The organism is Mycobacterium sp. 2YAF39 (genome assembly GCF_052114565.1).
Classification (GTDB): Bacteria; Actinomycetota; Actinomycetes; order Mycobacteriales; family Mycobacteriaceae; genus Mycobacterium.
Genome location: NZ_JBFREZ010000002.1, coordinates 191,178 through 214,687, shown reverse-complemented (window position 1 = coordinate 214,687; position 23,510 = coordinate 191,178). Strand labels below are relative to the sequence as shown.

22 protein-coding genes are annotated in these 23,510 nt (G+C 65.2%); 12 read left to right on the top strand and 10 right to left on the bottom strand.

Annotated features, from left to right (window positions below):
* Positions 1-2: 2 nt before the first annotated feature.
* Positions 3-704, bottom strand: coding sequence for an IclR family transcriptional regulator (locus AB4Z42_RS06510; RefSeq protein WP_442008322.1), 702 nt, complete (start codon positions 702-704; stop codon positions 3-5).
* A gap of 38 nt (positions 705-742) precedes the next feature.
* Here AB4Z42_RS06510 and leuC point away from each other — a divergent pair, with 38 nt between their 5' ends.
* The 3 genes from leuC to AB4Z42_RS06495 all read left to right on the top strand — a co-directional run bounded on the left by leuC (position 743) and on the right by AB4Z42_RS06495 (position 3,612).
* Positions 743-2,176 (top strand): 3-isopropylmalate dehydratase large subunit, encoded by a 1,434-nt coding sequence (gene leuC / locus AB4Z42_RS06505; RefSeq protein ID WP_442008321.1) that lies wholly within the window; start codon positions 743-745, stop codon positions 2,174-2,176.
* A gap of 11 nt (positions 2,177-2,187) precedes the next feature.
* Positions 2,188-2,781 carry a 3-isopropylmalate dehydratase small subunit gene (leuD, locus tag AB4Z42_RS06500; RefSeq protein WP_442008320.1) on the top strand — a complete coding sequence of 198 codons (594 nt, stop codon included), beginning with the start codon at positions 2,188-2,190 and terminating at the stop codon, positions 2,779-2,781.
* A 192-nt stretch (positions 2,782-2,973) separates the two neighbouring features.
* The gene (locus tag AB4Z42_RS06495) at positions 2,974-3,612 is read left to right on the top strand and encodes an HU family DNA-binding protein (RefSeq protein WP_442008319.1); all 639 of its coding nucleotides are present in this window, start codon (positions 2,974-2,976) and stop codon (positions 3,610-3,612) included.
* A 93-nt stretch (positions 3,613-3,705) separates the two neighbouring features.
* Here the strand turns inward: AB4Z42_RS06495 and AB4Z42_RS06490 are convergent, their stop codons facing one another.
* The 3 genes from AB4Z42_RS06490 to cofC are packed head-to-tail and all read right to left on the bottom strand — an operon-like array spanning position 3,706 to position 7,608.
* The gene (locus AB4Z42_RS06490; RefSeq protein ID WP_442008318.1) at positions 3,706-4,635 is read right to left on the bottom strand and encodes an NUDIX hydrolase; all 930 of its coding nucleotides are present in this window, start codon (positions 4,633-4,635) and stop codon (positions 3,706-3,708) included.
* Between the two features lie 51 nt (positions 4,636-4,686).
* Positions 4,687-6,906: an RNA degradosome polyphosphate kinase gene (locus AB4Z42_RS06485; RefSeq protein ID WP_442008317.1), complete on the bottom strand. Its 2,220-nt coding sequence runs from the start codon at positions 6,904-6,906 to the stop codon at positions 4,687-4,689.
* 54 nt (positions 6,907-6,960) lie between these two features.
* Positions 6,961-7,608, bottom strand: a complete 648-nt coding sequence (cofC, locus tag AB4Z42_RS06480) for a 2-phospho-L-lactate guanylyltransferase (RefSeq protein ID WP_442008316.1) — start codon at positions 7,606-7,608, stop codon at positions 6,961-6,963.
* Between the two features lie 44 nt (positions 7,609-7,652).
* Between cofC and AB4Z42_RS06475 the strand changes: the two genes are divergently transcribed.
* From AB4Z42_RS06475 to AB4Z42_RS06465, 3 genes are all read left to right on the top strand, one after another.
* Positions 7,653-8,651, top strand: a complete 999-nt coding sequence (locus AB4Z42_RS06475) for an NAD(P)H-dependent glycerol-3-phosphate dehydrogenase (RefSeq protein WP_442008315.1) — start codon at positions 7,653-7,655, stop codon at positions 8,649-8,651.
* A 6-nt stretch (positions 8,652-8,657) separates the two neighbouring features.
* The gene (locus AB4Z42_RS06470; protein WP_442008314.1) at positions 8,658-9,761 is read left to right on the top strand and encodes a cystathionine gamma-lyase; all 1,104 of its coding nucleotides are present in this window, start codon (positions 8,658-8,660) and stop codon (positions 9,759-9,761) included.
* Positions 9,762-9,822: 61 nt separating this feature from the next.
* Positions 9,823-10,950, top strand: a complete 1,128-nt coding sequence (locus tag AB4Z42_RS06465) for a D-alanine--D-alanine ligase family protein (RefSeq protein ID WP_442008313.1) — start codon at positions 9,823-9,825, stop codon at positions 10,948-10,950.
* On the opposite strand, the gene AB4Z42_RS06460 is transcribed toward AB4Z42_RS06465, so the two are convergent.
* On the bottom strand, positions 10,947-11,528 hold the full coding sequence (locus tag AB4Z42_RS06460) for a DUF3515 domain-containing protein (RefSeq protein WP_442008312.1): 582 nt from the start codon (positions 11,526-11,528) through the stop codon (positions 10,947-10,949). The two genes, AB4Z42_RS06465 and AB4Z42_RS06460, sit on opposite strands and share 4 nt — an antisense overlap.
* Before the next feature lie 10 nt (positions 11,529-11,538).
* Positions 11,539-11,781 carry an Lrp/AsnC ligand binding domain-containing protein gene (locus AB4Z42_RS06455; protein ID WP_442008311.1) on the bottom strand — a complete coding sequence of 81 codons (243 nt, stop codon included), beginning with the start codon at positions 11,779-11,781 and terminating at the stop codon, positions 11,539-11,541.
* A gap of 75 nt (positions 11,782-11,856) precedes the next feature.
* Between AB4Z42_RS06455 and AB4Z42_RS06450 the strand changes: the two genes are divergently transcribed.
* Positions 11,857-12,831 (top strand): thiamine-phosphate kinase, encoded by a 975-nt coding sequence (locus AB4Z42_RS06450; RefSeq protein WP_442008310.1) that lies wholly within the window; start codon positions 11,857-11,859, stop codon positions 12,829-12,831.
* A gap of 11 nt (positions 12,832-12,842) precedes the next feature.
* Positions 12,843-13,526 (top strand): uracil-DNA glycosylase, encoded by a 684-nt coding sequence (locus AB4Z42_RS06445; RefSeq protein ID WP_442008309.1) that lies wholly within the window; start codon positions 12,843-12,845, stop codon positions 13,524-13,526.
* Positions 13,527-13,549: 23 nt separating this feature from the next.
* On the opposite strand, the gene rpmB is transcribed toward AB4Z42_RS06445, so the two are convergent.
* Positions 13,550-13,744, bottom strand: a complete 195-nt coding sequence (gene rpmB / locus AB4Z42_RS06440; protein ID WP_442008308.1) for a 50S ribosomal protein L28 — start codon at positions 13,742-13,744, stop codon at positions 13,550-13,552.
* A 224-nt stretch (positions 13,745-13,968) separates the two neighbouring features.
* On the opposite strand from rpmB, the gene AB4Z42_RS06435 reads away from it, so the two are divergent.
* The 3 genes from AB4Z42_RS06435 to AB4Z42_RS06425 are packed head-to-tail and all read left to right on the top strand — an operon-like array spanning position 13,969 to position 18,547.
* Positions 13,969-15,603, top strand: coding sequence for a DAK2 domain-containing protein (locus tag AB4Z42_RS06435; RefSeq protein WP_442008307.1), 1,635 nt, complete (start codon positions 13,969-13,971; stop codon positions 15,601-15,603).
* Between the two features lie 2 nt (positions 15,604-15,605).
* Positions 15,606-17,843, top strand: coding sequence for an ATP-dependent DNA helicase RecG (gene recG, locus AB4Z42_RS06430; RefSeq protein ID WP_442008306.1), 2,238 nt, complete (start codon positions 15,606-15,608; stop codon positions 17,841-17,843).
* Positions 17,840-18,547, top strand: a complete 708-nt coding sequence (locus AB4Z42_RS06425) for an HNH endonuclease family protein (protein ID WP_442008305.1) — start codon at positions 17,840-17,842, stop codon at positions 18,545-18,547. The genes recG and AB4Z42_RS06425 overlap by 4 nt, the downstream gene beginning before the upstream one ends.
* Before the next feature lie 8 nt (positions 18,548-18,555).
* On the opposite strand, the gene AB4Z42_RS06420 is transcribed toward AB4Z42_RS06425, so the two are convergent.
* Both AB4Z42_RS06420 and AB4Z42_RS06415 read right to left on the bottom strand, forming a co-directional pair.
* Complete coding sequence (locus AB4Z42_RS06420; protein ID WP_442008304.1) at positions 18,556-21,411, bottom strand: MMPL/RND family transporter; 2,856 nt, start codon at positions 21,409-21,411, stop codon at positions 18,556-18,558.
* Positions 21,408-21,842 (bottom strand): MmpS family transport accessory protein, encoded by a 435-nt coding sequence (locus tag AB4Z42_RS06415; protein WP_442008303.1) that lies wholly within the window; start codon positions 21,840-21,842, stop codon positions 21,408-21,410. The genes AB4Z42_RS06420 and AB4Z42_RS06415 overlap by 4 nt, the downstream gene beginning before the upstream one ends.
* Positions 21,843-22,047: 205 nt before the next feature.
* On the opposite strand from AB4Z42_RS06415, the gene AB4Z42_RS06410 reads away from it, so the two are divergent.
* Entirely contained in the window at positions 22,048-22,656 is a 609-nt protein-coding gene (locus AB4Z42_RS06410; protein WP_442008302.1) for a TetR/AcrR family transcriptional regulator, read from the top strand.
* Positions 22,657-22,667: 11 nt separating this feature from the next.
* On the opposite strand, the gene AB4Z42_RS06405 is transcribed toward AB4Z42_RS06410, so the two are convergent.
* Complete coding sequence (locus AB4Z42_RS06405; protein WP_442008301.1) at positions 22,668-23,510, bottom strand: aldo/keto reductase; 843 nt, start codon at positions 23,508-23,510, stop codon at positions 22,668-22,670.

Sequence of the window (23,510 nt, the reverse complement as noted above, 5' to 3'; positions counted from 1 at the left end):
TATCAGAGTCGGCGCGTGAGCGCGTCGGCCGCCGCCAGGAGATCCGCGGCCCATCTCGCACCCGGTCGTCGTCCCATTCGATCGATCGGTCCGGACACCGACACCGCCGCGACAACCGCGCCGTGAGCGTCGCGCACGGGCGCCGATACGCTCGCCACTCCGGGCTCACGTTCGGCAGCACTCTGCGCCCATCCACGTTTCCGTACTTCGGCTAGCGTCCGATCGGTGAACTTGGCCGTGGGCAGCACCGCCTGCTGGGTGGCGACGTCGGCGTAGGCCAGCAGCACCTTGGCCCCCGAGCCCGCTGTCATCGGCAATCTCGCGCCGACCGGGACGGTATCGCGAAGCCCGGCAGGTGGTTCCAGGGCTGCGACACAGATGCGCGCAGTGCCTTCGCGGCGATAGAGCTGCACGCTTTCTCCGGTGATCTCGCGCAGTCGCGGCAGCACCACCGCGCCCGCGGCCAACAGTGGGTCGTTGACCTGGCCGGCCAATTCGGTGAGCGCGGGCCCGAGCCGCCACCGGCCGTCTCCGTTGCGGATCAACAGCCGGTGCACTTCCAGACCCGCCGCCAGCCGGTGCGCGGTGGCACGCGGCAGGCCGGTGCGCTCGCAGAGCTCGGCGAGTCCGCATGGCGAATCCGCGACCGCGTGCAGCACGCCCACCGCTTTGTCCAGCACGCCGATGCCGCTATCCTGTCTCACAGGGAGATACTACCGTCCCAGAATGTGAGAAAGTCAAGATGTCCACCGCAGAAAAGCCGCGCACCCTGGCAGAAAAGTTGTGGGATGACCACGTCGTCGCCCTCGGTTCCGGACAAGGCGATGCGCGCGAGCCCGACCTCATCTACATCGACCTGCACCTGGTGCATGAGGTGACCAGCCCGCAGGCGTTCGACGGTCTGCGACTCAACGATCGTCCCGTCCGCAGGCCGGACCTGACCATCGCCACCGAAGACCACAACGTGCCGACGGTCGACATCGACAAACCGATCGCCGACCCCGTCTCGCGTATTCAGGTCGAGACGCTTCGCCGCAACTGTGAAGAGTTCGGCATCCGTCTGCACTCGATGGGTGACGCCGAACAAGGCATCGTTCACATCATCGGGCCGCAGCTGGGACTGACGCAGCCCGGCATGACGGTGGTGTGCGGCGACAGTCACACCTCGACGCACGGTGCGTTCGGTGCGCTTGCGATGGGAATCGGCACGTCGGAGGTCGAGCATGTCCTCGCGACGCAGACGCTGCCGCTGCGACCGTTCAAGACGATGGCGGTCAATGTCGACGGCCGGCTTCCCGCCGGAGTGAGCGCAAAGGACATCATCCTCGCGGTGATCGCAAAGATCGGAACCGGCGGGGGACAGGGATTCGTCATCGAATACCGGGGCAGCGCCATCGAATCGCTGTCGATGGAAGGTCGCATGACGATCTGCAATATGAGTATCGAGGCCGGCGCGCGAGCGGGAATGGTCGCGCCCGACGAGACAACATTTGAATTCTTGCGTGGTCGTCCGCACGCACCGCAGGGTGCCGACTGGGATGCCGCGGTCGCGGCGTGGCACGAGCTGCGCACCGACGAGGGTGCGGAGTTCGACAGCGAGGTCTACATCGACGCCTCGACCTTGAGCCCGTTCGTCACATGGGGGACCAATCCCGGACAGGGCGTCCCGCTGTCCGCGTCGGTGCCCGACCCTGAGCTGATGTTCGACGAAGGAGAACGGCAATCCGCCGAAAAGGCCTTGGCCTACATGGATCTTCGTCCCGGAACGCCGATGCGTGACATTCCGGTCGACACCGTTTTCGTCGGCTCGTGCACCAACGGGCGCATCGAGGATCTGCGTGTGGTCGCCGACGTTCTGCGCGGCCGCAAGGTCGCCGACGGTCTTCGGGTGCTGATCGTGCCCGGTTCGATGCGTGTGCGCGCGCAGGCCGAATCAGAGGGCCTCGGCGACATCTTCACCGCCGCGGGCGCCGAGTGGCGACAGGCCGGCTGCTCGATGTGCCTTGGAATGAATCCAGACCAACTGTCCCCGGGACAGCGTTGCGCATCGACGTCGAACCGCAATTTCGAAGGACGGCAGGGCAAGGGTGGACGCACACATTTGGTGTCGCCTGCGGTTGCCGCGGCCACCGCTGTGCGCGGCACTTTGTCTTCGCCCGCCGATTTGAATCAGTAAAGGAGCCCGTCATGGAACCATTCCGCACCCATACCGGCATCGGCGTTCCGCTTCGGCGATCCAATGTCGACACCGACCAAATCATTCCCGCGGTCTATTTGAAGCGGGTAACCCGAACAGGTTTCGAGGACGGCTTGTTCGCGGCATGGCGTTCCGACCCGACGTTCGTGCTGAATCTTTCGCCGTTCGACAAAGGGTCGGTGTTGGTGGCGGGTCCGGATTTCGGCACCGGTTCGTCGCGCGAGCATGCCGTCTGGGCGCTCATGGACTTCGGATTCAGAGTCGTCATCTCGTCTCGCTTCGCCGACATTTTTCGGGGTAACGCGGGCAAGGCGGGCCTCTTGGCGGCACAAGTCGCACAAGATGATGTCGAACTGTTGTGGAAGCTCATCGAGGAGCATCCCGGCGTGGAAATCACTGTGAATCTTCAAGATCGGAACGTCGTCGCGGGAACGGTCATGGTGCCGTTCAACATTGACGATTACACCGCCTGGCGACTTCTCGAAGGACTCGACGATATAGGCATTACGCTGCGGAAATGCGAACAAATCGACTCGTACGAAGCGCGTCGTCCCGACTGGAAACCGCGCACTCTGCAGCCGTGACGAAATAGCTCAGCGAGCCGAAATCGTCATCACTTAACCCGGTTATCCGGGCCCCGACAGGAGCCCAAGGGGGGCAAGAAAGTTCGCTAGTTTTTACTGAAATTGCGCGTGGCTCTTGGAAATCAGTAGCTAATGGGTTTACCGTGTCCTCTAGTCGGCCCAGAGTGGGCTACTGGTTTTCGGAGGTTTTGCATGAACAAAGCAGAGCTCATCGACGTACTCACGGAGAAACTGGGCTCGGATCGTCGGTCGGCAACCCTCGCGGTGGAGAATGTCGTAGACACCATCGTGCGTGCGGTTCATAAGGGTGACAGTGTCACTATTACCGGCTTCGGCGTTTTCGAACAGCGCCGTCGTGCCGCTCGTGTTGCGCGTAACCCGCGTACCGGCGAGACCGTGAAAGTTAAGCCAACGTCCGTGCCGGCATTTCGGCCCGGAGCTCAATTCAAGGCGGTTGTCTCTGGCGCACAGCGCCTCCCAGCGGAAGGACCAGCAGTGAAGCGTGGCGTGACCGCGGGCGGTGCCCGCAAGGCCGTGAAGAAAACGGCGGCGAAGAAGGCGGCCAAGAAGACGGCTGCGAAGCGCGCCCCGGCCAAGAAGGCCGTGAAGCGCACAGCAGCCAAGAAGACGGTCAAGAAGGCAGCAGCCAAGAAGACCGTCAAGAAGGCAGCAGCCAAGAAGACGGTCAAGAAGGCAGCAGCCAAGAAGTCGACTGCGAAGCGCGCCCCGGCCAAGAAGGCCGTGAAGCGCACTGCAGCCAAGAAGGCTGTGAAGCGTTCCCCGGCCAAGAAGGCCGTGAAGCGCGCGCCGGCCAAGAAGGGCCGCAGGTAAGTTCAGCATCAAACGCGCCGTGGGTCATACCGACCCACGGCGTGTTTGTGTGTAACGAGGTCTGGCGGCCCGAGCGACTGCCGACCGCTGAATCTATTTCTTGACGGCGAGCGGACTGCCGATGTGGTCGGCGGCGATGAGGTGCCCGTCGAACAATGACATCACCCACGTACTGCCCTTGCGGTTACGCGACTTGTCCGGACGTACGCCGTCGCGCTCGCACCACCATGAGATGAGATCCGGAATCACCTTGCCCTGCGTGCAGATCACCGGTGTGCCGTCGACCGCGGCGATCTCGAGGAAGCGATTGCGCGCAGCTTTCCGGTTGTCCGCGTACGCCTCCTCGGTCAGCAGCGGTTCGCTGTGGATGGTGACGCCGAGCTCCTCGGAAAGGGGTCCGAGCGTCTGATGACAGCGTGTCCGATCGGCGGCGTAGAGCGTGTTCGCACCGAAAGCCAGCAGCTGTCCGACGAGTGACTCGGCCTGAGCGCGCCCGTGCTTGTCCAATGGACGCTTGCGGTCGTCACCCTTGTAGCGGGACTTGCTGCCCGCGGTGCCGTGCCGGACAACCAAGACAGTCTTCGTATCGGCGGGCAGCTTCACGAAGCGGCGTAGCACTTTTCGGTCTTGTGGGTACCCGAGGGCTTTGACGGCTTGTGCAACGGGAAGCCATTTCATTTCGTCGACTTCCGCGTTGGGGCTGAACTCGCCGCCGACGGCGCGCGCCGTCCAGTACCGAACCTTCTTTACGTCGTGTTCTATGGGATAGCTGACTGTGGCGAGGCGCCGACCGAGATGCGCGCCGTAGCCCGTCTCCTCGGCGATCTCGCGCACTGCGGTCACGGGTTCGGTTTCGCCGGGGTCGACCTTGCCCTTGGGAAGTGACCAGTCGTCGTATCGGGGACGGTGAATGATCGCGACCTCCGGCGCGGCGGGATCGTCACCGGGTCGCCACAGCACTGCGCCCGCGGCAAGAACGGTCTTGCTCGCCGGAACGGAGCGGGTTGGGGTATCCCTCGGCACGTCAACTCCTGCTGGTCATTCGGGCCCTGGAGAGCTCAGCGCCGAGGGATCTCAAGGATGTCGGTGGCGTTCCATCAACGACACCTGGTGGTCGCGGACCGTCTCACCCGCTTTTGGCGATGCCGTCCATTTACCGTCCATGTCCAACTCCCAGCATCGGGTGGCCGGATCAAGGGCGGAATCGAAGACGTCGTTCAGCTGCGAAGCCAGCCTCGGATCCTTGACCTGAGCCATCACCTCGACTCGTCGATCGAGATTACGATGCATCATGTCGGCGCTTCCGATCCAGAACTCATCGGTGGCGCGGAAGTGAATAATCCGCGAGTGCTCGAGGAACCTGCCCAGAATCGAGCGCACCGTGATGTTTTCGGAGAATCCGGCCACGCCGGGACGCAACGCGCAGATGCCGCGAACCACAACCTCGACGCGAACCCCCGCCTGCGACGCCCGATAGAGCGAATCGATCACCTGCTCGTCGACCAATGCGTTGGCCTTGAGCCGAATGCCTGCGTCGGCACCGGACTGCTTCGCGGCGATCTCCGCTTCGATTCGCTCGATGATGCCCTTGCGGACGCCATAGGGCGCGACCAACAGGTTGCGGTACGACTCTTTGCGCGAGTAGCCGGTCAGTGAGTTGAACAAATCGGTGAGGTCCGCGCCGATGTCCGGCGCAGCCGTCAGCAGGCCGACGTCCTCGTAGAGGCGCGCTGTCTTGCTGTTGTAGTTGCCGGTGCCGATGTGGCAGTAGCGCCGGATCGTGGATCCTTCGCGGCGCACGACGAGGCAGGTCTTGCAGTGGGTCTTCAATCCGACCAGTCCGTAAACCACGTGCACGCCCGCCCGCTCCAGGGCGCGGGCCCATTTGATGTTGGCCTGTTCGTCGAAGCGCGCCTTGATCTCCACCAGTGCGACAACCTGTTTGCCTGCCGCGGCGGCATCGATGAGTGCGTTGACGATCGGCGAGTCACCCGATGTCCGATAGAGCGTCTGCTTGATGGCCAGCACGTTGGGATCCGCGGCGGCCTGTTCTATGAAGCGTTGCACCGAGGTGGAAAACGAATCGTAGGGGTGGTGCACCAGCACGTCGCCGTCACGCAACGTCGAGAAGATGCTCTTTGGGGTTTCCCGCTCGCCGAACGCAGGGGGTGTCGCCGGCACGAACGGACGGTCCTTGAGTGCGGGGCGATCCTGATCGTAGATCTGCCAGAGCGACGACAGGTCGAGAAGGCCCGGGACCTCGATGACATCGCCGGAGTCCACGTCTAGTTCGCGCTGAAGCAATTCGAGCATGCTCTCGGTCATGTCGTCGGACACCTCGAGGCGAACGGGAGAACCGAAGCGTCGGCGCGCCAGTTCCCGCTCCAGCGCCTGCAACAGATCTTCGTCACGGTCCTCTTCGACCTCGAAGTCCGCGTTGCGAGTGATGCGGAACGCATGATGCTCGACGACCTCGAGACCGGGGAACAGCACCGGCAGGAACGCCGCGATCAGTTCCTCCATCGGGAGGAACCGCACGACATCGGAGCTGCCTTCGCGCCGCGCCAACTCGACGAACCGGTCGACGTTGTCGGGCACCTTGATTCGCGCGAAGTGCTGCCCGCCGTCTTCGGGCTTCCGGATGGTGACGGCAAGGTTCAGACTCAGCCCGCTGACGAAGGGGAACGGGTGTGCCGGATCGACCGCCAGCGGTGTGAGCACTGGGAACACCTGCTCATGGAAGTACGTCGACAACCGCGCGCGCTCGTCCTCGTCGACCTCGGCCCACGTGACGATGACGATGCCCTCGTCGGCGAGCGCGGGGCGCACCGCGTCGAGGAACACATGGGCATGCCTGCTGGAGATCTGCTGGGTGCGCTCGTTGATCCGGCGCAGTTGCTCGCGTGGCGTGAGGCCATCGGCAGACCGCACCGACAAACCCATCTCGTCGCGCCGTTTCAGTCCCGCCACCCGAACCATGTAGAACTCGTCGAGGTTCGACGCGAAGATCGCAAGAAACTTCGCCCGCTCCAGCAGCGGCAGGGAGGGGTCGGCCGCGAGTGCGAGTACCCGGGCGTTGAAGTCGAGCCAGCTCAGCTCGCGGTTGAGGTAGCGGTCTTCGGGCAGCGCGTTGTCGACTGCGAGCGACGTCGCCGCGGGTGGGGCTTCCGGCGCTGAGTCTCCCGACTGTGGTGCGCCAGGGCGTGTGAGAGTCGTATCTGCTGTCGCCGACTGCGTGCTTGGAGCCGTCGACCCGGTGTCGTTGGCGAGGGTCTCGGTTTCGGCTTCCGTCATTCCTCAGATGATTCCCTATTAAGTAGTCGCCCTGCCACCGCGATGAGATAACCGTTACCTGGCACCGGCGATGGCCTGCGCCGTTGTCGCGCCGACACCCAGGCGACGAGCCACTAACAGGTCGTCGGGCGTGTCGATGTCGCAGCGCAGGCCGGGCCATGCGCCCGTCAATTCGATGGCACCCGAATCGCGATGGCGCTGAGCCGAATCTGCGCCCAGCCGCGGATCCAGCGCAACGCCGCCCAGAGCGATCAACGCCGATGTGCCCGTGCCATGCCGATCTCCGACGAAGCTGCGGGGGTAGGTGCGGGCGGCCGCAATCGCCTCACTAAGTTCCTGAGATTGCAACGCGGGCAGATCACCCTGCAGCACAACGATGTTCGACGTCTCAGCGCGCACCTTCTCCTCTGCGGCGGCAATGGCGTTGTTCAGCGGGTTCGCATGGCCAGGTGGCGTCGGGTCGGCGAGCACTCGCGCACCGAGCTGGCGGGCGGCATCGCCCGCGACCTCGTCCGGTGTCACCACGGTGATCGACTGCACCGCCGGCACCGCCGAGGCGGCCGTGAGGGTGTCGATCAGCATGGCCAGCACGACGCGCTCGCGTGTGGATGCCGAGAACACCGGGGCCAGCCGGGTCTTGGCGGCGGCCAGCCGTTTGACGGCGATCACCAGCCCGATATCGGCATCAGATGGCCCGCCCATGAACGTCATCCTGCCAGCCGAGCGCACCGGACTAGGGTGAAGGCGTGGTCGACGCGGCGGTGCTGGGGGCAGGAGCATGGGGAACGGCACTCGCCAAAGTGCTGGCAGACGCGGGTAACGACGTGCGGTTGTGGGCCCGTCGCCCCGAACTTGCCGCCGAGATCAACGACACACATCGCAACCCTTCATATCTGGGCGACGCCGAACTGCCGGAGACGATCCGCGCGACCAGCGACCCAGTCGACGCGCTGACCGGCGCCTGCACCGTACTTCTGGCCGTGCCCGCCCAGACGTTGCGCGCCAATCTCCTCGAGTGGACACCTCTGATCGGCGATGACGCCACGCTCGTGAGCCTGGCCAAGGGCATCGAGCTGGACACGTTGATGCGGATGAGCCAGGTGATCGTTCAGGTCACCGGTGCAGACCCGTCGCGTGTCGCGGTGATCTCGGGTCCGAACCTGGCCAGTGAGATCGCCGACGAACAACCGGCCGCCACCGTCGTCGCGTGCAACGACTCGGGACGGGCGGTGACGTTGCAGCGCGCGTTCTCGACCGGATACTTCCGGCCCTATACCAACGCCGACGTCATCGGCGCCGAAGTCGGCGGCGCGTGCAAGAACGTCATTGCGCTGGCCTCGGGAATGGCGGCGGGAGTCGGGCTGGGGGAGAACACGGCAGCAGCCATCATCACCCGCGGGCTCGCCGAGATCATGCGACTCGGAATCGCGTTGGGCGCCAAGCCGGCAACGCTGGCCGGTCTCGCGGGCGTCGGCGACCTCATCGCCACGTGTACATCACGGCATTCCCGCAACCGCTCATTCGGCGAACGACTGGGCAAGGGCGGCACCATGGAATCGGCGCTGCGCGCAGCGGAGGGGCACATCGCCGAGGGCGTGGCGTCATGCCAGTCTGTCTTGGCCCTGGCGGACAGCTACGACGTCGAGATGCCACTCACCGACGCCGTACATCGGGTCTGCCACAAGGGCGCATCGGTATATGAGGCCGTTGCGCTCCTGCTCGGGCGCAGCACCAAACCGGAGTAGGGGATCATGGACGGCCGATACGGTGATTCCACCCGCAGCGTCAAAGCCGTTGGTTCGGAACCGATTCCGGGCAGTCCGGTGGCACCGCTGCCGGTGCCCGCGTCGACGTATCATCTGTCGGCTGATGAGTCCGAGCCGTTGGACAAGTACGGGCGCTACTCGAATCCAACCTGGCGACAGTTGGAATCGGCGCTCGCCGAACTCGAAGGAGCCGCCGCAGCGCTGACGTTCGGCTCGGGGATGGCCGCCATCACCTCGGTGCTGCGCGTGCTCGCCAAACCGGGTATGAAACTGGTGGTGCCCGCCGACGGCTACAACCAGGTGCGCCGCTATGCAAGGGAATACCTTGCACCACAGGGGGTCACGGTGGTCGAGGCCGTAAGTGCCGCGATGTACGCCGCGGCATCCGACGCCGACGTGGTGCTCGCGGAGACGCCGGCCAATCCCGGGCTCGATGTCGTCGACCTGCACCGGTTGGCGATGGACTGCAGACGCAGGGGTTCGATCCTGGTGGTCGACAACACGACCGCGACACCGCTGGGTCAACAACCGCTGTCATTGGGCGCCGACCTCGTGGTGGCCAGCGCCACCAAGGCGTTGTCCGGGCACAGCGATCTGATCGCGGGATACGTCGCAGGCAGCCTTCCCGACCTGATGGCTGCGGTGGAACAGGAGCGCCTGCTCGCCGGCCCGATCCTCGGCCCGTTCGAAGCATGGTTGGTGCTGCGGAGCCTCGGGAGCGCCGGCCTGCGGTTCGAACGGCAGTGTCACAACGCGCAGGCGCTCGCGGTGATGCTGCGGGCTCATCCTGCTGTCAAATCGGTCCGCTATCCGGGCCTGCCCGAAGACCCCTCGCATCAGATCGCGACGCAGCAGATGAAGCGGTTCGGGGGGCTGGTCGCGATCGAGCTGGAGAACGCCGAGGCCGTGTACAAACTCGTCGAGCGCAGCGGACTTCTGATCGCGTCGACGAGCTTCGGCGGCATCCACACTTCGGTCGACCGCCGCGCCCGCTGGGGCGATCCGGTCGGTGATGGGTTCGCCCGCATCTCGCTGGGTATAGAGGACACGGACGATCTGATCGCCGATTTCGAGCAGGCATTGGGATGAAACTGCAGGTCAACGTATTGAAGCGGCCCCTGTCGAGGCTGGGCGGTAGCCTCTCTAGGTTGTGACTGCCCGCAAAGACCCCGACGCGACCGGACGCGTTCGCGTCGCCGTCGTCTACGGCGGACGCAGCTCCGAGCACGCTATTTCCTGCGTTTCCGCAGGAAGCATCATCCGTAATCTCGATCCGCAGCGCTTCGAGGTGATCGCCGTCGGCATCACCCCGGAGGGGGCGTGGATGCTCACCGACGCCGAGCCCGACACCCTTGCTATCGCCGACGGCAAGTTACCGCAGGTCACGGGCGCATCGGGTACGGAGCTTGCCCTTGCCGCCGATCCTGGGCGAGGCGGTCAGCTGCTGTCAGTGGGCCAAGGCGCGGGCGAGGTGCTCGACGCCGTCGACGTCGTGTTCCCGGTGCTGCACGGTCCGTATGGCGAAGACGGCACCATCCAGGGGTTGCTCGAGCTGGCGGGTGTGCCGTACGTCGGCGCCGGTGTCTTGGCGAGCGCAACGGGGATGGACAAGGAGTTCACGAAGAAGCTGCTCGCCGCCGAGGGTCTGCCGATCGGCGACCAAGCCGTGCTGCGACCGTCGCAGGAGACGGTGACGCTGGAGGACCGCGAACGACTCGGACTGCCCGTGTTCGTCAAACCCGCCCGCGGCGGATCGTCTATCGGGGTGAGTCGGGTGACGGCGTGGGATCAGCTGCCCATGGCGATCGAGCTGGCCCGGCGCCACGACCCCAAGGTGATTGTCGAGGCCGCGATCGGCGGACGTGAATTGGAGTGCGGGGTACTGGAATTCCCCGACGGCCGGATCGAAGCGAGCACAGTCGGAGAGATCCGGGTCGCGGGTGTGCGCGGACGCGAGGACTCGTTCTACGACTTCGCGACGAAGTATCTCGAAGACGCCGCCGAGCTCGACGTGCCGGCCAAGGTTGACGACTCCATCGCAGATGAGGTGCGCCAGTTGGCGATTCGGGCGTTCCGGGCTATCGACTGCCAAGGTCTGGCCCGCGTCGACTTCTTCCTGACCGAGGACGGCCCGCTCATCAACGAGATCAACACGATGCCGGGATTCACCACCATCTCGATGTATCCGAGGATGTGGGCGGCCAGCGGCATCGACTATCCCACGCTGCTGGCCACCATGGTCGAGACCGCTCAGAAACGTGGCACAGGTCTGCGCTAACGCACTGGCGCGGGGTCAACGGCCTTGGCAGGCAACGACTTCGCGATCAATCGCGAAATCTCCTGAATCGGTGTCGGACCCGACCCTGCGGGCAGTGTCAATGCGACGTACACCCGACGGTCCACCGCGAACCACGTGCTGCGGCCTTGGTCGGCGATCGGGTCGCCGCCGGGCTCTTCGCCCGCCCCTGCTTCGCCCACCCGGAACCACGACACCGCGTCGACGACCTGCAGGGGACTGCCGACGACGAACTCCGTGGGCCGGTCCAGACCGCACCGCAGGATCACAGCCTCTGCATCGGGCGCCGTACGCCACGCCGCGGCTGCCGGCGGTGCGGGGTCGGCGACGGTGGTGCGCTGGTAGTCGCCGAGCCGTTCGGGAAGTGCGTCGACCAATGCATGGCAGTCTGCGCTGTCTGCTTGCGGCGCAGGCACCGAGACGATCGCGACCGGTTGTTCGGCGGCGGGACTCTGTCGCATCGCCGCCACGACCAGGACCGCCACGACGGCGCCGACGGCCACCACGATCGCCCCGATCATCAGCGCCCGGGGTGGGCCGTCGCGGGTTTCGGTGTCCACGCCCAAAACTCTAGGGGCGCACTCCGTTGGCGATCGGGCAGGTCAGCGTGCGGGTGATGCCCGTGACCTGCTGGACACTGGGAACCACGCTGGCCTGCAGTTCGTCGAGGCTTTGCGAGCCGATTCGCACGACGACGTCGTAGGGGCCGGTGACGTATTCGGCGGACAACACGCCGGGTAGGCCCGCGAGCTGCTTGGCGATGACTTCTGCGCGGCCCACTTCGGTCTGGATCAGCATGAAAGCCTCGACCACCCGGCTGTCCTCCCTCCTGGCTGCATAGACTCCACGCCGCAGGGACCAAACGTACCGCAGCTCAGGGGAGGCGACATGGTGAGCGATGAGCCCCCCGAGACGCTTGCCGGGGTTGGCGAGTTCGCCGTGATCGACCGGCTCGTCGCGGGCCGGACGCAGCCGGAGGTGGTGGCGCTTGGGCCGGGCGACGACGCGGCGGTGGTGCTGGCGCGCGACGGCGCCGTGGTGGTCTCGACGGACATGCTCGTCGAGGGAAGCCATTTCCGGCTGGACTGGTCGACGCCACACGATGTCGGCCGCAAGGCGATCGCACAGAACGCCGCGGACATCGAGGCGATGGGTGCGACGGCCACAGCGTTCGTCGTCGCATTCGGGGCCACCGGTGACACGCCCGCCGCGGATGCGGTCGAGCTGGCCGATGGTTTGTGGCACGAGGCGGGACTGCTGGGTGCGGGCATCGTTGGTGGTGACCTGGTGACGGCACCGCAGTGGGTGATCTCGGTGACCGCACTGGGTGATCTGGGCGGCCGTGCGGCGATCCGTCTCGACGGTTCTCGCGCCGGTGACACCGTTGCCGTCGTCGGTGACGTGGGCTGGTCGGCCGCCGGATATGCCCTGTTGCTCAACGACATCGAGGGTTTCGAGGTGCTGCGTCATCGTCATCTGGTGCCCGAGCCGCCGTACGGGCAGGGCCGCGTCGCGGCAGACGCCGGTGCGACGTCGATGACCGATGTCTCCGACGGACTGGTGGCCGACCTCGGCCACATCGCGCGGGCGTCGGGTGTGGGTATCGATCTGTCGTCGGACGCGCTGGGCGCAGAGGGCGCGCCTCTCACCGCAGCGGGCGCCGCCGTGGCGGCGGATCCGTTGGTCTGGGTGCTCGGGGGAGGTGAGGACCATTCGCTGGTCGCGACGTTCCCAGGTTCGCCACCCGCCGGCTGGCGGGTGATCGGTCGCGTGCTCGATGGCCCGGCGCGGGTTCTAGTGGACGGCGAGCAGTGGCACGGGGATCCGGGATGGCAATCGTTCGACAACGACGGCGCACGCTAAGTTGACCCATCGTGACCGCACGACCGCTGAATGAACTCGTCGACGAAGGCTGGGCGCGCGCGCTGGAACCCGCGGAACCTGCGGTCGGCCAGATGGGGGAGTTCCTGCGCGCGGAACTGGCGGCGGGCCGACGCTATCTGCCCACCGGTCAGAATGTCTTGCGCGCCTTCACTTTCCCGTTCGAACGTGTTCGGGTTCTCATCGTCGGCCAGGACCCGTACCCGACGCCGGGCCATGCCGTCGGCCTGAGCTTCTCGGTGGCGCCCGAGGTGCGGCCGTTGCCACGCAGCCTGGCCAACATCTTCACCGAGTACACCGCTGATCTGGGGCATCCCACACCCGCGACAGGAGACCTGACGCCGTGGGCCGAACGCGGGGTGATGCTGCTGAACAGGGTGCTCACCGTTGCACCCGGGACCCCGGCATCGCATCGGGGCAAGGGATGGGAGGCGGTCACCGAGTGTGCGATCCGGGCCCTCGTCGCGCGGCAGCAACCGCTGGTCGCGGTGCTGTGGGGCCGTGATGCGTCAACGTTGAAGCCGATGCTCGACGGCACCGACTGCGCGGCGATCGAGTCGCCGCATCCGTCGCCGTTGTCGGCTTCGCGCGGTTTCTTCGGCTCGCGACCGTTCAGTCGCGCCAACGAACTACTCGAGAAGATGGGCGCCGAACCGATCGACTGGCGACTTCCCTAGCCTCTCGCGGTGAGGTCAGCGCGTCAGCCGCGCGAGACCTTTCCGGCCTTGATGCAGGACGTGCACACGTTGACACGCTTCTTGTTGCCACCGGGATGAGTCACGGTGCGCACGGTCTGGATGTTCGGATCCCACCGACGGCTGGTCCGGCGATGGGAGTGCGACACCGACTTGCCGAAGCCGGGGCCCTTCCCGCAGATATCGCACACGGCAGCCATATGTAGAACTCCTCAGAATCAGTACTTGGGGGTCTGGGTTTCCGCCGCGACCGGCGACGGGTCGACCCGACAACCTGACCAGGATACCGGCCGCTGCGGGGATCACCAAAATGGTCTCCACAGGCGCGAACGTTCGACCGGGGCTGTCAGCAGGAGTGGATAGGCTTGCGCGCACGGCGACGCCTCGAGCCAACGGGTGCCGCCACAGCGGGCTGGAGGTGGGCATGTCGGACCGGCGGCTTGACGCCTCGGCATTGCGGGATTGGGCGCACACCGCCGTCGGTGACCTCATCACCCACACCGACGAGATCAACCTCCTCAACGTTTTTCCGGTCGCCGATGCCGACACCGGCACAAACATGCTGTTCACCATGCGTGCGGCGTGGGCACAGGCCGACGCTCTGGCGGGCTCGGACGACGTCGTCGAAGTCGCCGCCGCGCTGGCCCGCGGCGCGCTGCAGGGCGCGCGCGGGAACTCCGGTGTCATCCTGTCCCAGATCCTGCGCGGGCTGGGCGACGTCACCGCGACGGCGGCCGCCGACCGGGACGGCGCACTCTCAGACATCGGTGGAGCACTTTTCGCGGCCGCTTTGCGGCATTCCGTCGCCCTGGTCGTCAGCTCGATGGGTGAAGCCGTTCCCGGCACGATCACCTCGGTGCTGCAGGATGCCGCAGGCGCTGCCGAGCATGCGGCCGCCGATGACTCCGGGCTGGCCGACGTGGTCTCGGCGGCCGGTGACGCCGCGGCTGTCTCGCTGGCCAAGACCACCGGGCAACTCGACGTTCTGGCCGAGGCCGGCGTGGTTGACGCAGGCGCGCGGGGGCTGCTGGTACTGCTGGACGCGATGAGCGCCACGCTGACCGGGCACACCCGGCCCCGCGACAAATATGTGCCCGCCCCACCGCATGACCACGCCGTCGCCACTGCCGCGTCCGCCGTGCCGCAATTCGAGGTGATGTACCTGCTCAGCGGCTGCGACGCCGCGGGGGTGGACGCGCTTCGCAGGCGTCTGGACCGGCTCGGGGAGTCGGTGGCGATCGCGACGACGACCGGCGCAGGCCAGTACTCCGTACATGTGCACGCCGACGATGCCGGAGCCGCGGTCGAGGCGGCACTGTCGCTCGGGACGCTGAGCCGCATCCAGATCACATCTCTCACCGGCGCGGATGGTGCGCGGCCGTCAGGAGGGTGGGCCAGGGAGCGGGCCGTGCTCGCGGTCGTGGACGGTTCCGGCGCCGAGGAATTGTTCGTGGGTGAGGGCGCGCACGTCCTTCAACTCGACGCACAGGGGCCCGTCAGTGCAAAGAATTTGCTTCATGCGCTGGTCAACACCGGTGCGGCGCAGATCATGGTGCTGCCGAACGGATACGTGGCCGCCGAGGAACTGGTTGCGGGCTGTACCGCCGCCATCGGCTGGGGAATCGACGTCGTGCCGGTGCCGACGGCGTCGATGGTGCAAGGTCTGGCCGCACTGGCGATGCATGAGGCAGACCGCCAAGCCGTCGACGACGGCTACACGATGGCGCGCGCCGCTGCGGCCGCCCGGCACGGATCGGTCCGGGTCGCGACGGAGGAGGCGCTGACGTGGGCGGGGACCTGCGAGCCCGGTGACGGGCTGGGCATCTCAGGGGACGAGGTGCTGATCGTGGGGAAGGACCTCGCCTCGGCCGGCGCCGGTCTGATCGACCTGCTGCTGGCAGCCGGCGGTGAACTCGTGACCGTGCTCACCGGGGCGGGCATCGACGCGGCGGTCGGCGAGGCGCTGGCAGAACACGTCCATCGCGAACACCTCGGCGCCGAACTCGTCACGTACCACACCGGCCATCGCGGTGACGCTCTGCTGATCGGCGTCGAGTAACCGTGGCCAAGCTGACCGACCGGCTCGACTTCGTCATCGGCAAGAAATCAGCGGACATGCTGGAAGAGCACTTCGGCATGCGCACCGTCAATGACCTTCTGCGGCACTACCCGCGCAAGTACAGCGACGAGATGACAACGGCCCTTGAAGGTGAGGAACTCGAGGAAGGCGAACACGTCACGTTCGTCGACCGCATCACCAACGTGGAGCTCAGATGGACGAATCGTTCGCCGAAGCGTGAGTACATGGTCGTCACGATCGGGGACCGCAAGCCGAAGGTGACCGCGACCTTCTTCAACGTGAGGTTCATCAAGAAGACCCTCGAAAAGGGCCAGCGGGTGATGTTGTCGGGCGACGTCGGATATTTCAAAGGCACGATGCAGCTGACACACCCGGCGTTTCTGGTGATCCACGACGACGGCAGGGTCGCCGGAACGCGATCGCTCAGGGTCATTGCGCAGGCGACAGGGACATCCGACGAGAAGGAACTGCTCTCCGTCTTCGACCGTGACTTCTTCCCGATCTACCCTGCCAACAGCAAGGTGCAGAGCTGGGACATTTACGCGTGCGTGCGCCAGGTGCTCGACGTCCTGGACCCGATCGACGAGTCGCTGCCGGATTCTTTTCTGCGGGAACACAATCTGGTCAGCGAGGACCAAGCGCTGCGCGCGATCCACACCGCAGAGAAAGTGGCGGAACGCGACGCCGCGATCGCGCGTCTGACATATGACGAGGCCATCGGTCTGCAGTGGGCGCTGGCGCAGCGCAGGTTCGGCGAGCTGAGTGAGGCCGGGCCGGTCGCAGCCCCGACGGACGACGGTCTGGTCGCCCAGATGCGTACCCAAATGCCGTTCGAACTGACCGAAGGTCAAAAGGATGTCCTCGAGGTTCTGAGCGCCGAGTTGACGGGCAGTCGACCGATGAATCGGATGTTGCAGGGTGAGGTCGGCTCAGGCAAGACCATCGTCTCGGTCCTTGCGATGCTTCAGATGGTCGACGCCGGGTATCAATGTGCGCTCCTGGCCCCCACGGAAGTCCTTGCCGCCCAACATGCCCGATCGATTCGCAGTGTGCTCGGCCCGCTGGCGATGGCCGGACAGCTCGGTGGCAACGAGAAGGGGACGCGGATCGCGTTGTTGACGGGATCGATGTCGCCGCAACAGAAGAAGCAGGTGCGCGACGAAGTCGCCTCCGGCGAAGCGGGCATTGTGATCGGAACGCACGCGCTCCTGCAGGATGCCGTCGAGTTCGGGCGCCTCGGCATGGTCGTCGTCGACGAGCAGCACCGGTTCGGTGTGGAACAACGAGACCGGCTGCGGGCCAAGGCGCCGCAGGGTGTCACTCCGCATCTGCTGGTGATGACCGCGACGCCGATACCGCGCACTGTCGCGCTGACTCACTTCGGCGACCTCGAGACGTCGATACTGCGTGAACTCCCACGAGGCCGTCAGCCGATCACCACCAACACCATTTTTCTCAAGGAACATCGGTCCTGGCTCGACCGCGCGTGGCAACGGATCACCGAGGAGGTGTCCGAAGGCCGGCAGGCCTACGTCGTGGCGTCACGCATCGACGAAGACGACAAGAGCCCCAAGGGCCGAGGTAAGAAACGCGACCAGGACAAGGAACAGGGCCCACCCGCAACGACTGTCGTCGAGTTGTTCGAGCGGCTGCGGCACGGCCCGCTGTCGGGACTGCGGCTCGGGCTCATGCACGGCCGGCTTTCCGCCGACGAAAAGGACGCGGTGATGGCGGCGTTCCGCGCCGGGGACATCGATGTCCTCGTCTGCACCACCGTGATCGAGGTCGGCGTCGATGTTCCCAACGCGACGGTGATGCTGGTGATGGATGGCGACCGGTTCGGCATCAGCCAGCTCCACCAGCTGCGCGGTCGCATCGGCCGGGGCGAACATCCCAGTCTGTGTCTGCTCGTCACCCAGTTACCCGAGACCTCGAAGGCGGGGGATCGCCTCAAGGCGGTCGCCTCGACGCTCGACGGGTTCAAACTCGCCGACCTCGATCTCGCCGAGCGACGCGAGGGTGATGTGTTGGGCTACAACCAGTCCGGGCGTGCCATCACCTTGCGCTTCCTGTCACTCTTCGACCATCTCGACCTCATTCTCACCGCGCGTGATTTCTGTGACTTCCGATACGAGAACTATCCGGACGACCCCGGGATGGCCATGCTGGCGGCGCCGTTCGTCGACACCGACCGCATCGAGTATCTGGAAAAGGCGTGAACCGCAAGCGCCTGCTGTGGCTGGCTGCAATCGTCGCCATCGCGGTGCTCGTCGCCATTCAGGCCACCCATTCGTCTATCGACCGCTCGCAGTTCATCGCCAGCGCCGACATCCCCACTGTCACACCCGGAGTCGACGTGCTCGCCGGTATCGCCCTGATACCGCTGCGCATCCGCGGCTACGACTACCGGCGGGATGCGTTCGGCGACAGCTGGTCCGACGACAACTCCGCACCCGGTGGCCACAACGGCTGTGACACCCGTAACGACATCCTCGATCGCGACCTCGTCGACAAGTCCTACGTGTCCATCAAGCGATGCCCCAACGCCGTGGCGACGGGTCTGCTTCACGATCCCTACACCAACGCAGAGGTCGCATTCACGCGAGGCGAGCAGACCGGGGCGTCGGTCCAGATCGACCACATCGTGCCGCTGGCCCTGGCATGGGATCTCGGCGCCAGGTACTGGACCGACGATCTGCGCCTGCGGTTCGCCAACGATCCCGCGAATCTGTTGGCCGTCGCCGGAGGAGCCAACCAGGACAAGAGCGACAGTGAACCGGCGACGTGGATGCCGCCCAACACAGCCTTCCGCTGCCAGTACGCCATGCAGTTCATCGCGGTGCTGCGCGGCTACGCGCTGCCGGTGGACGCGCCCTCGGCGGCAGCGCTGCGTGACGCGGCGTCGACCTGCCCGACCGGCTAAGTGCCCGTTTACGTTTCGGGCCGTCCACCCGACCCGGCCGATGCCATCACGCCAGGCCGGCGGGCAGGTCGAGTCCGAACGTTCTGTGGCCACCAGAACCATCGACCCAACAGCGCCGCTATCGACGGTGTCATGAAGGATCGGATCACCAGGGTGTCGACGAGAAGACCGAGCCCGATGGTGGTTCCGACCTGGGCCATCACCTTCAAGTCGCTGATCGCGAACGACATCATCGTGAACGCGAACACCAGACCGGCTGAGGTCACCACGCTTCCGCTGCCCGCGATCGCCCGGATGATGCCCGTGTTCAGCCCGGCGTCGCGTTCCTCTTTGAACCTCGACACCAGCAGCAGGTTGTAGTCCGACCCCACCGCCAACAGGATGATGACGGACATGGCCAGCACCATCCAATGCAGTTCGAGGCCGATCACGTGTTGCCACAACAAGACCGACAGCCCGAACGACGCGGCCAGCGACAGCGCCACGGTGCCGACGATCACCAGTGCGGCGACCGCTGCTCGGGTGATGATCAACATGATGACGAAGATGAGGCACAGCGCCGAGACCGCGGCGATCATGAGGTCGTAATTGGACCCGTCGCGCATGTCCTTGTAGGTCGCGGCGGTACCTCCGAGGTAGATCTTCGAGGTTTCCAGGGGAGTGCCCTTGATCGCCTCGAACGCGGCGTTCTTGATTTGGTCGACGTGCGAGATTCCCTCAGGCGTCGCGGGATCGCCCTGGTGGGAGATGATGAACCGCACCGCCTTGCCGTCCGGCGATACGAATTGCTTGAGGCCTCTCTTGAAGTCGGGGTTGTCGAAGACCTCGGGCGGCAGATAGAAGGTGTCGTCGATCTTGGATTCGTCGAAGGCTCTGCCGATGGCGTTGGGGTCCGACTGCTGCCTGTCCTGCAGCTTCTGCTGACCTTCCTGCGTCGCGTAGTTGGTCAGGATCTGATTGCGGTTGTTCTCCTGGGTCGCGATCTGCGGAGGAAGCAGCGCAAGCAGTTTGGGCTGCAGAGCGTTGATCTTGTCGAGGCTGGCCGTCGTCTGCCCGAGCAGGCCGGACAGTTGGTCGATTCCATCGAGCGCGTCGAATAAAGACCGCAGTGTCCAGCAGATGGGGATGTCGTAGCAGTGCGGTTCCCAGTAGAAGTAGTTCCGGATGGGCCTGAAGAAGTCGTCGAAGTTGGCGATCTGGTCCCGCAGTTTGTTGGTCACCGCCACCGTCTGCTTCAAGAGATCGGCTTGTTCCTGCTGGGCGTCGGCGCTTTGCGTCTGCAGGGTCAACTGCTGACGCAGAATGTCGATCGATTTGGATATGTCGGCGGCCTGCGTCAACAGATCGGCCGTGCGGGCTTGCGAATAGGACTGGCTGAGCTTCTGGTTGACCCCCTGCTGGCCCACGATGTACGGGATGGAGGTGCCGTCGAGCGGTGTGCCCAGCGGTCGGGTGATCGTCTGCACTCGGGCGATTCCGGGCAGGTGGAAAACGTCCTTGGCGACTTTGTCGACGATGAGCATGTCGGTGGAGTTGCGCAGATCGTGGTCGGCCACCAGCATCAGTATCTCGGGGTTGAGCCGGGCCTGCGGGAAATGTCGTTGCGCTGCTTGGTATCCGACGTTCGCCTCGACGTCCGACGGAAGGTAGCGCTTGTCGTCGTAGCTTGTGGTGTAGGACGGTAGCGCCAGCAGACCCACCAGGGTGATCGCGGTCGAGCCGACCAGGATGGGGCCCGGCCACCGGACGACCGCAGTCCCGACTCGCCGCCACCCTCGGGTCTTGGTCTTTCGCTTGGGGTCGAGCAAGCCGAACCTGGAGACGATGGTCAACAACGCCGGCGCCAAGGTGAGCGCTGACATCGTGACGACGAACATCCCGATCGCCAGGGGTATGCCCAGGGTCTGGAAGTAAGGCAGTCGGGTGAAGTGCAGGCACAGTGTCGCGCCGGCGATGGTCAGTCCGGACCCCAGGACGACGTGAGCGGTGCCGTGGTACATGACGTAGAACGCAGTCGCACGGTCTTCGCCGAGATTGCGCGCCTCGTGGTAGCGGCCGACGAAGAAGATGGCGTAGTCGGTGGCCGCCGCAATGGCTAGCAACGTCAGGAGGTTCACCGCGAAGGTGGACAATTCGATGATGTGGTAGTAACCCAGGAACGCGACCACGCCCCGTGCAGCGGCCAGTTCGAGCAGCACCATGAGCATCACCATGACCACGGTCACGATCGAGCGGTACACCAGCAGCAGCATGAGGATGATGACCCCCATGGTCAGCGCCGTCACGAGCTGAAGACTCTTGTCGCCCGCGTGCTGCTGGTCTGAGGACAACGGCCCCGAACCGGTGACGTACACCTTCAGACCCGGTGGCGGCGGATGCTTGGCGACGATGTCCTTCACCGCCTGGACCGATTCGTTCGCCAGCGTCTCACCCTGGTTGCCGGCGAGGTACAGCTGAACGTAGGCCGACAGGTTGTCCGCGCTCTGCGAACCCGACGAGGTGAGCGGATCGCTCCAGAGGTCCTGGATGTGCTGGATGTGGGTCTTGTCTTTGTTCAAGTCCGCGACCAGGCCGTCGTAGTACTGATGGGCCTCGGCGCCAAGGGGCTTGTCGCTTTCCAGGACGATCATCGCCGAGCTGTTGGAGTCGTATTCGCCGAACAGCTCGCCGACCAGCTTGGTGGCCTGCAGTGACGGCGCGTCGTCCGGAGCCAGCGACGTCGAATTCGCCTCTCCCACAGCCTCCAACTGAGGCACCACGACGTTGACGACAGCGGTGATCGCCAGCCAGGCCAAGAGGACCGGGACGCAGAACAGGCGCAGAAACCGCGGAACCCCGGAACGGCTGATCTTGGAATCGCTCATGCCGACTTCACCAAGCACGAGGTTTGAGCGTTGACTCCAGTCGACGTCTGCTCGTCTCTCACCTCGTCGTCGACGATGACGCGGCAGCTGATCCGGTCGCCGTCACCCTGGGCGATGATGGTCGCGCCTGCGGACGGTTTGGTGGTTTTCAACGTGATCGACCAGGGCAGGACTGCGTCGTCGACCCGTATCGGGTTCGAATCGAGGTCGAGGTAGTTGATGGTCGCCACAGCGCCTTCAGTTCCGGAGATCTCATAGGTCACGACCTTGGGGTTGAACGGCTCAGCGTCCTGCGCCAGACCGGCACCAGGCCGAGTGATCTCGTTGTTCGATCCGAAGAAACCGTGCATCCGGTAGACCACGGCACCGGCGACCGCTACCACCACCACGATGAGTAGCGGTATCCAGGCCCGCTTCAAAATCCCGACCACAGAGGCCCTTCCGTCGCACTGGGCGCGTTCTCATGATGAGCTCGCGGCCCCGTATCTGGGATGCGATTGCGCGAAAGCACGTTAATTGATTAGCGGATCAAACAATAGACGGAGCGGTGAAGTTGGGCAAGCCGAACGGCTAACTTGAGTTGGGCGCGTGGACTACTCTCTGTGCGTTGCGCGATATTCGGGAGAGGCAACTCGATTGGCTAGACCCACGGCACAGCGGGGCACCGCCCGCAGTCGTGTACTCGACGCCGCGCTTGCGCTATTCGCCGAGCACGGGGTACACGGCACGTCGCTGCAGATGATCGCCGACCGTGTCGGCGTGAGTAAGGCCGCTGTCTACTACCAATTCCACTCGAAGGAAGACATCGCCCTCGAAGTTCTTCGCCCGTCCATCGAGGACACGGCTCGCGTCATCAGAATCGCCGAAGCACTTCCCGACGCCCAGCAGCGACGCGCTGTCGCCGTGAGCGGGCTGATCGAAATGACGGTGCGGCACCGACAGTTGGCGGTGTTCTTCTGCGGAGACCCAGCCATCGATCTGATGGTGCTCAACAGGCCCGAACTCAAGGAAGTAGCTGACCGCCTGCGTGAACTGCTGGAGGGGCCGGATCGCACGACCGCCGACCGCGTCGCCTACGCGGTGTTCCTATCCGGGGTAGCGAGCGCCGTCGCCGATCCCGAGTTGGCCGACATCAGCGATGCCGACTTGCACACGGCACTGCTCGACCTGTCCGAACGAATCCTCGCGACCTCCACCCAGAGCGCCGCCGACGGCAAACGTGCCAGCCGTCTTGGTCGCGTCTGACTGCGCGCAGGCTAAGTGCCCGTGTATGTTTCGGGGTCCGGGCGGAAGCGGGTGCCGTCATTCAGCCCGTTGAGGGTGGCCATGTCGTCGTCGGTCAGCTCGAAGTCGAAGACGTCGAAATTCGACCTGATCCGCTCCGGTGACGAGGAACGCGGGATGACGATGTTGCCGAGCTGAATGCTCCACCTGATGAGCACCTGCGCGGCCGTCTTCCCGTGGGCCTGCGCCACCGATCCGATCGTCGTGTTGTCCAACAGGTTTCCGACGCCCAAGGGGCCGTAGGCCTCGGTGACGATGCCGTATTCGGCGTTGGTGGCGCGCAACTCGGCCTGGTTCAGCAGCGGATGCAATTCGATCTGGTTGACCGCGGGGGTGAAGAACGACAAGTCGATGACGTTCGACAAGTCTTCGGCGTGGAAGTTCGCCAAACCGATCGACTTGGTGTCGCCCTCTTCCTTCCGTTTCATCAGCCCGCCCCAGCTGTCGACGTACTTACCGGGGTTTCCGGCCGGCCAGTGGATCAGGTAGAGGTCGACGTAATCGAGGCCGAGCTGCTCCAGGCTGGCCTTCAGGGCGTCCTGCGACTTCTGGAAGCCCTGATCGCTGGTGGCCAGCTTGGTCGTGACGAAGATTTCTTCGCGCGGAATCCCCGACGAGGCGATCGCCCGGCCGACCGCGGCCTCGTTCCCGTAGGCCGACGCGGTGTCGATCAACCGATAGCCCGCCTCCAGCGCGGCGGACACCGACTGTTCGGTTTCGGATTCCGACAATTCGCCGACCCCGAGACCGATCACCGGAAGGGTATTTCCGTCGTTGAGTGTGATCGCTGCCGTGGAGCCGGGCGATTGGGTCAT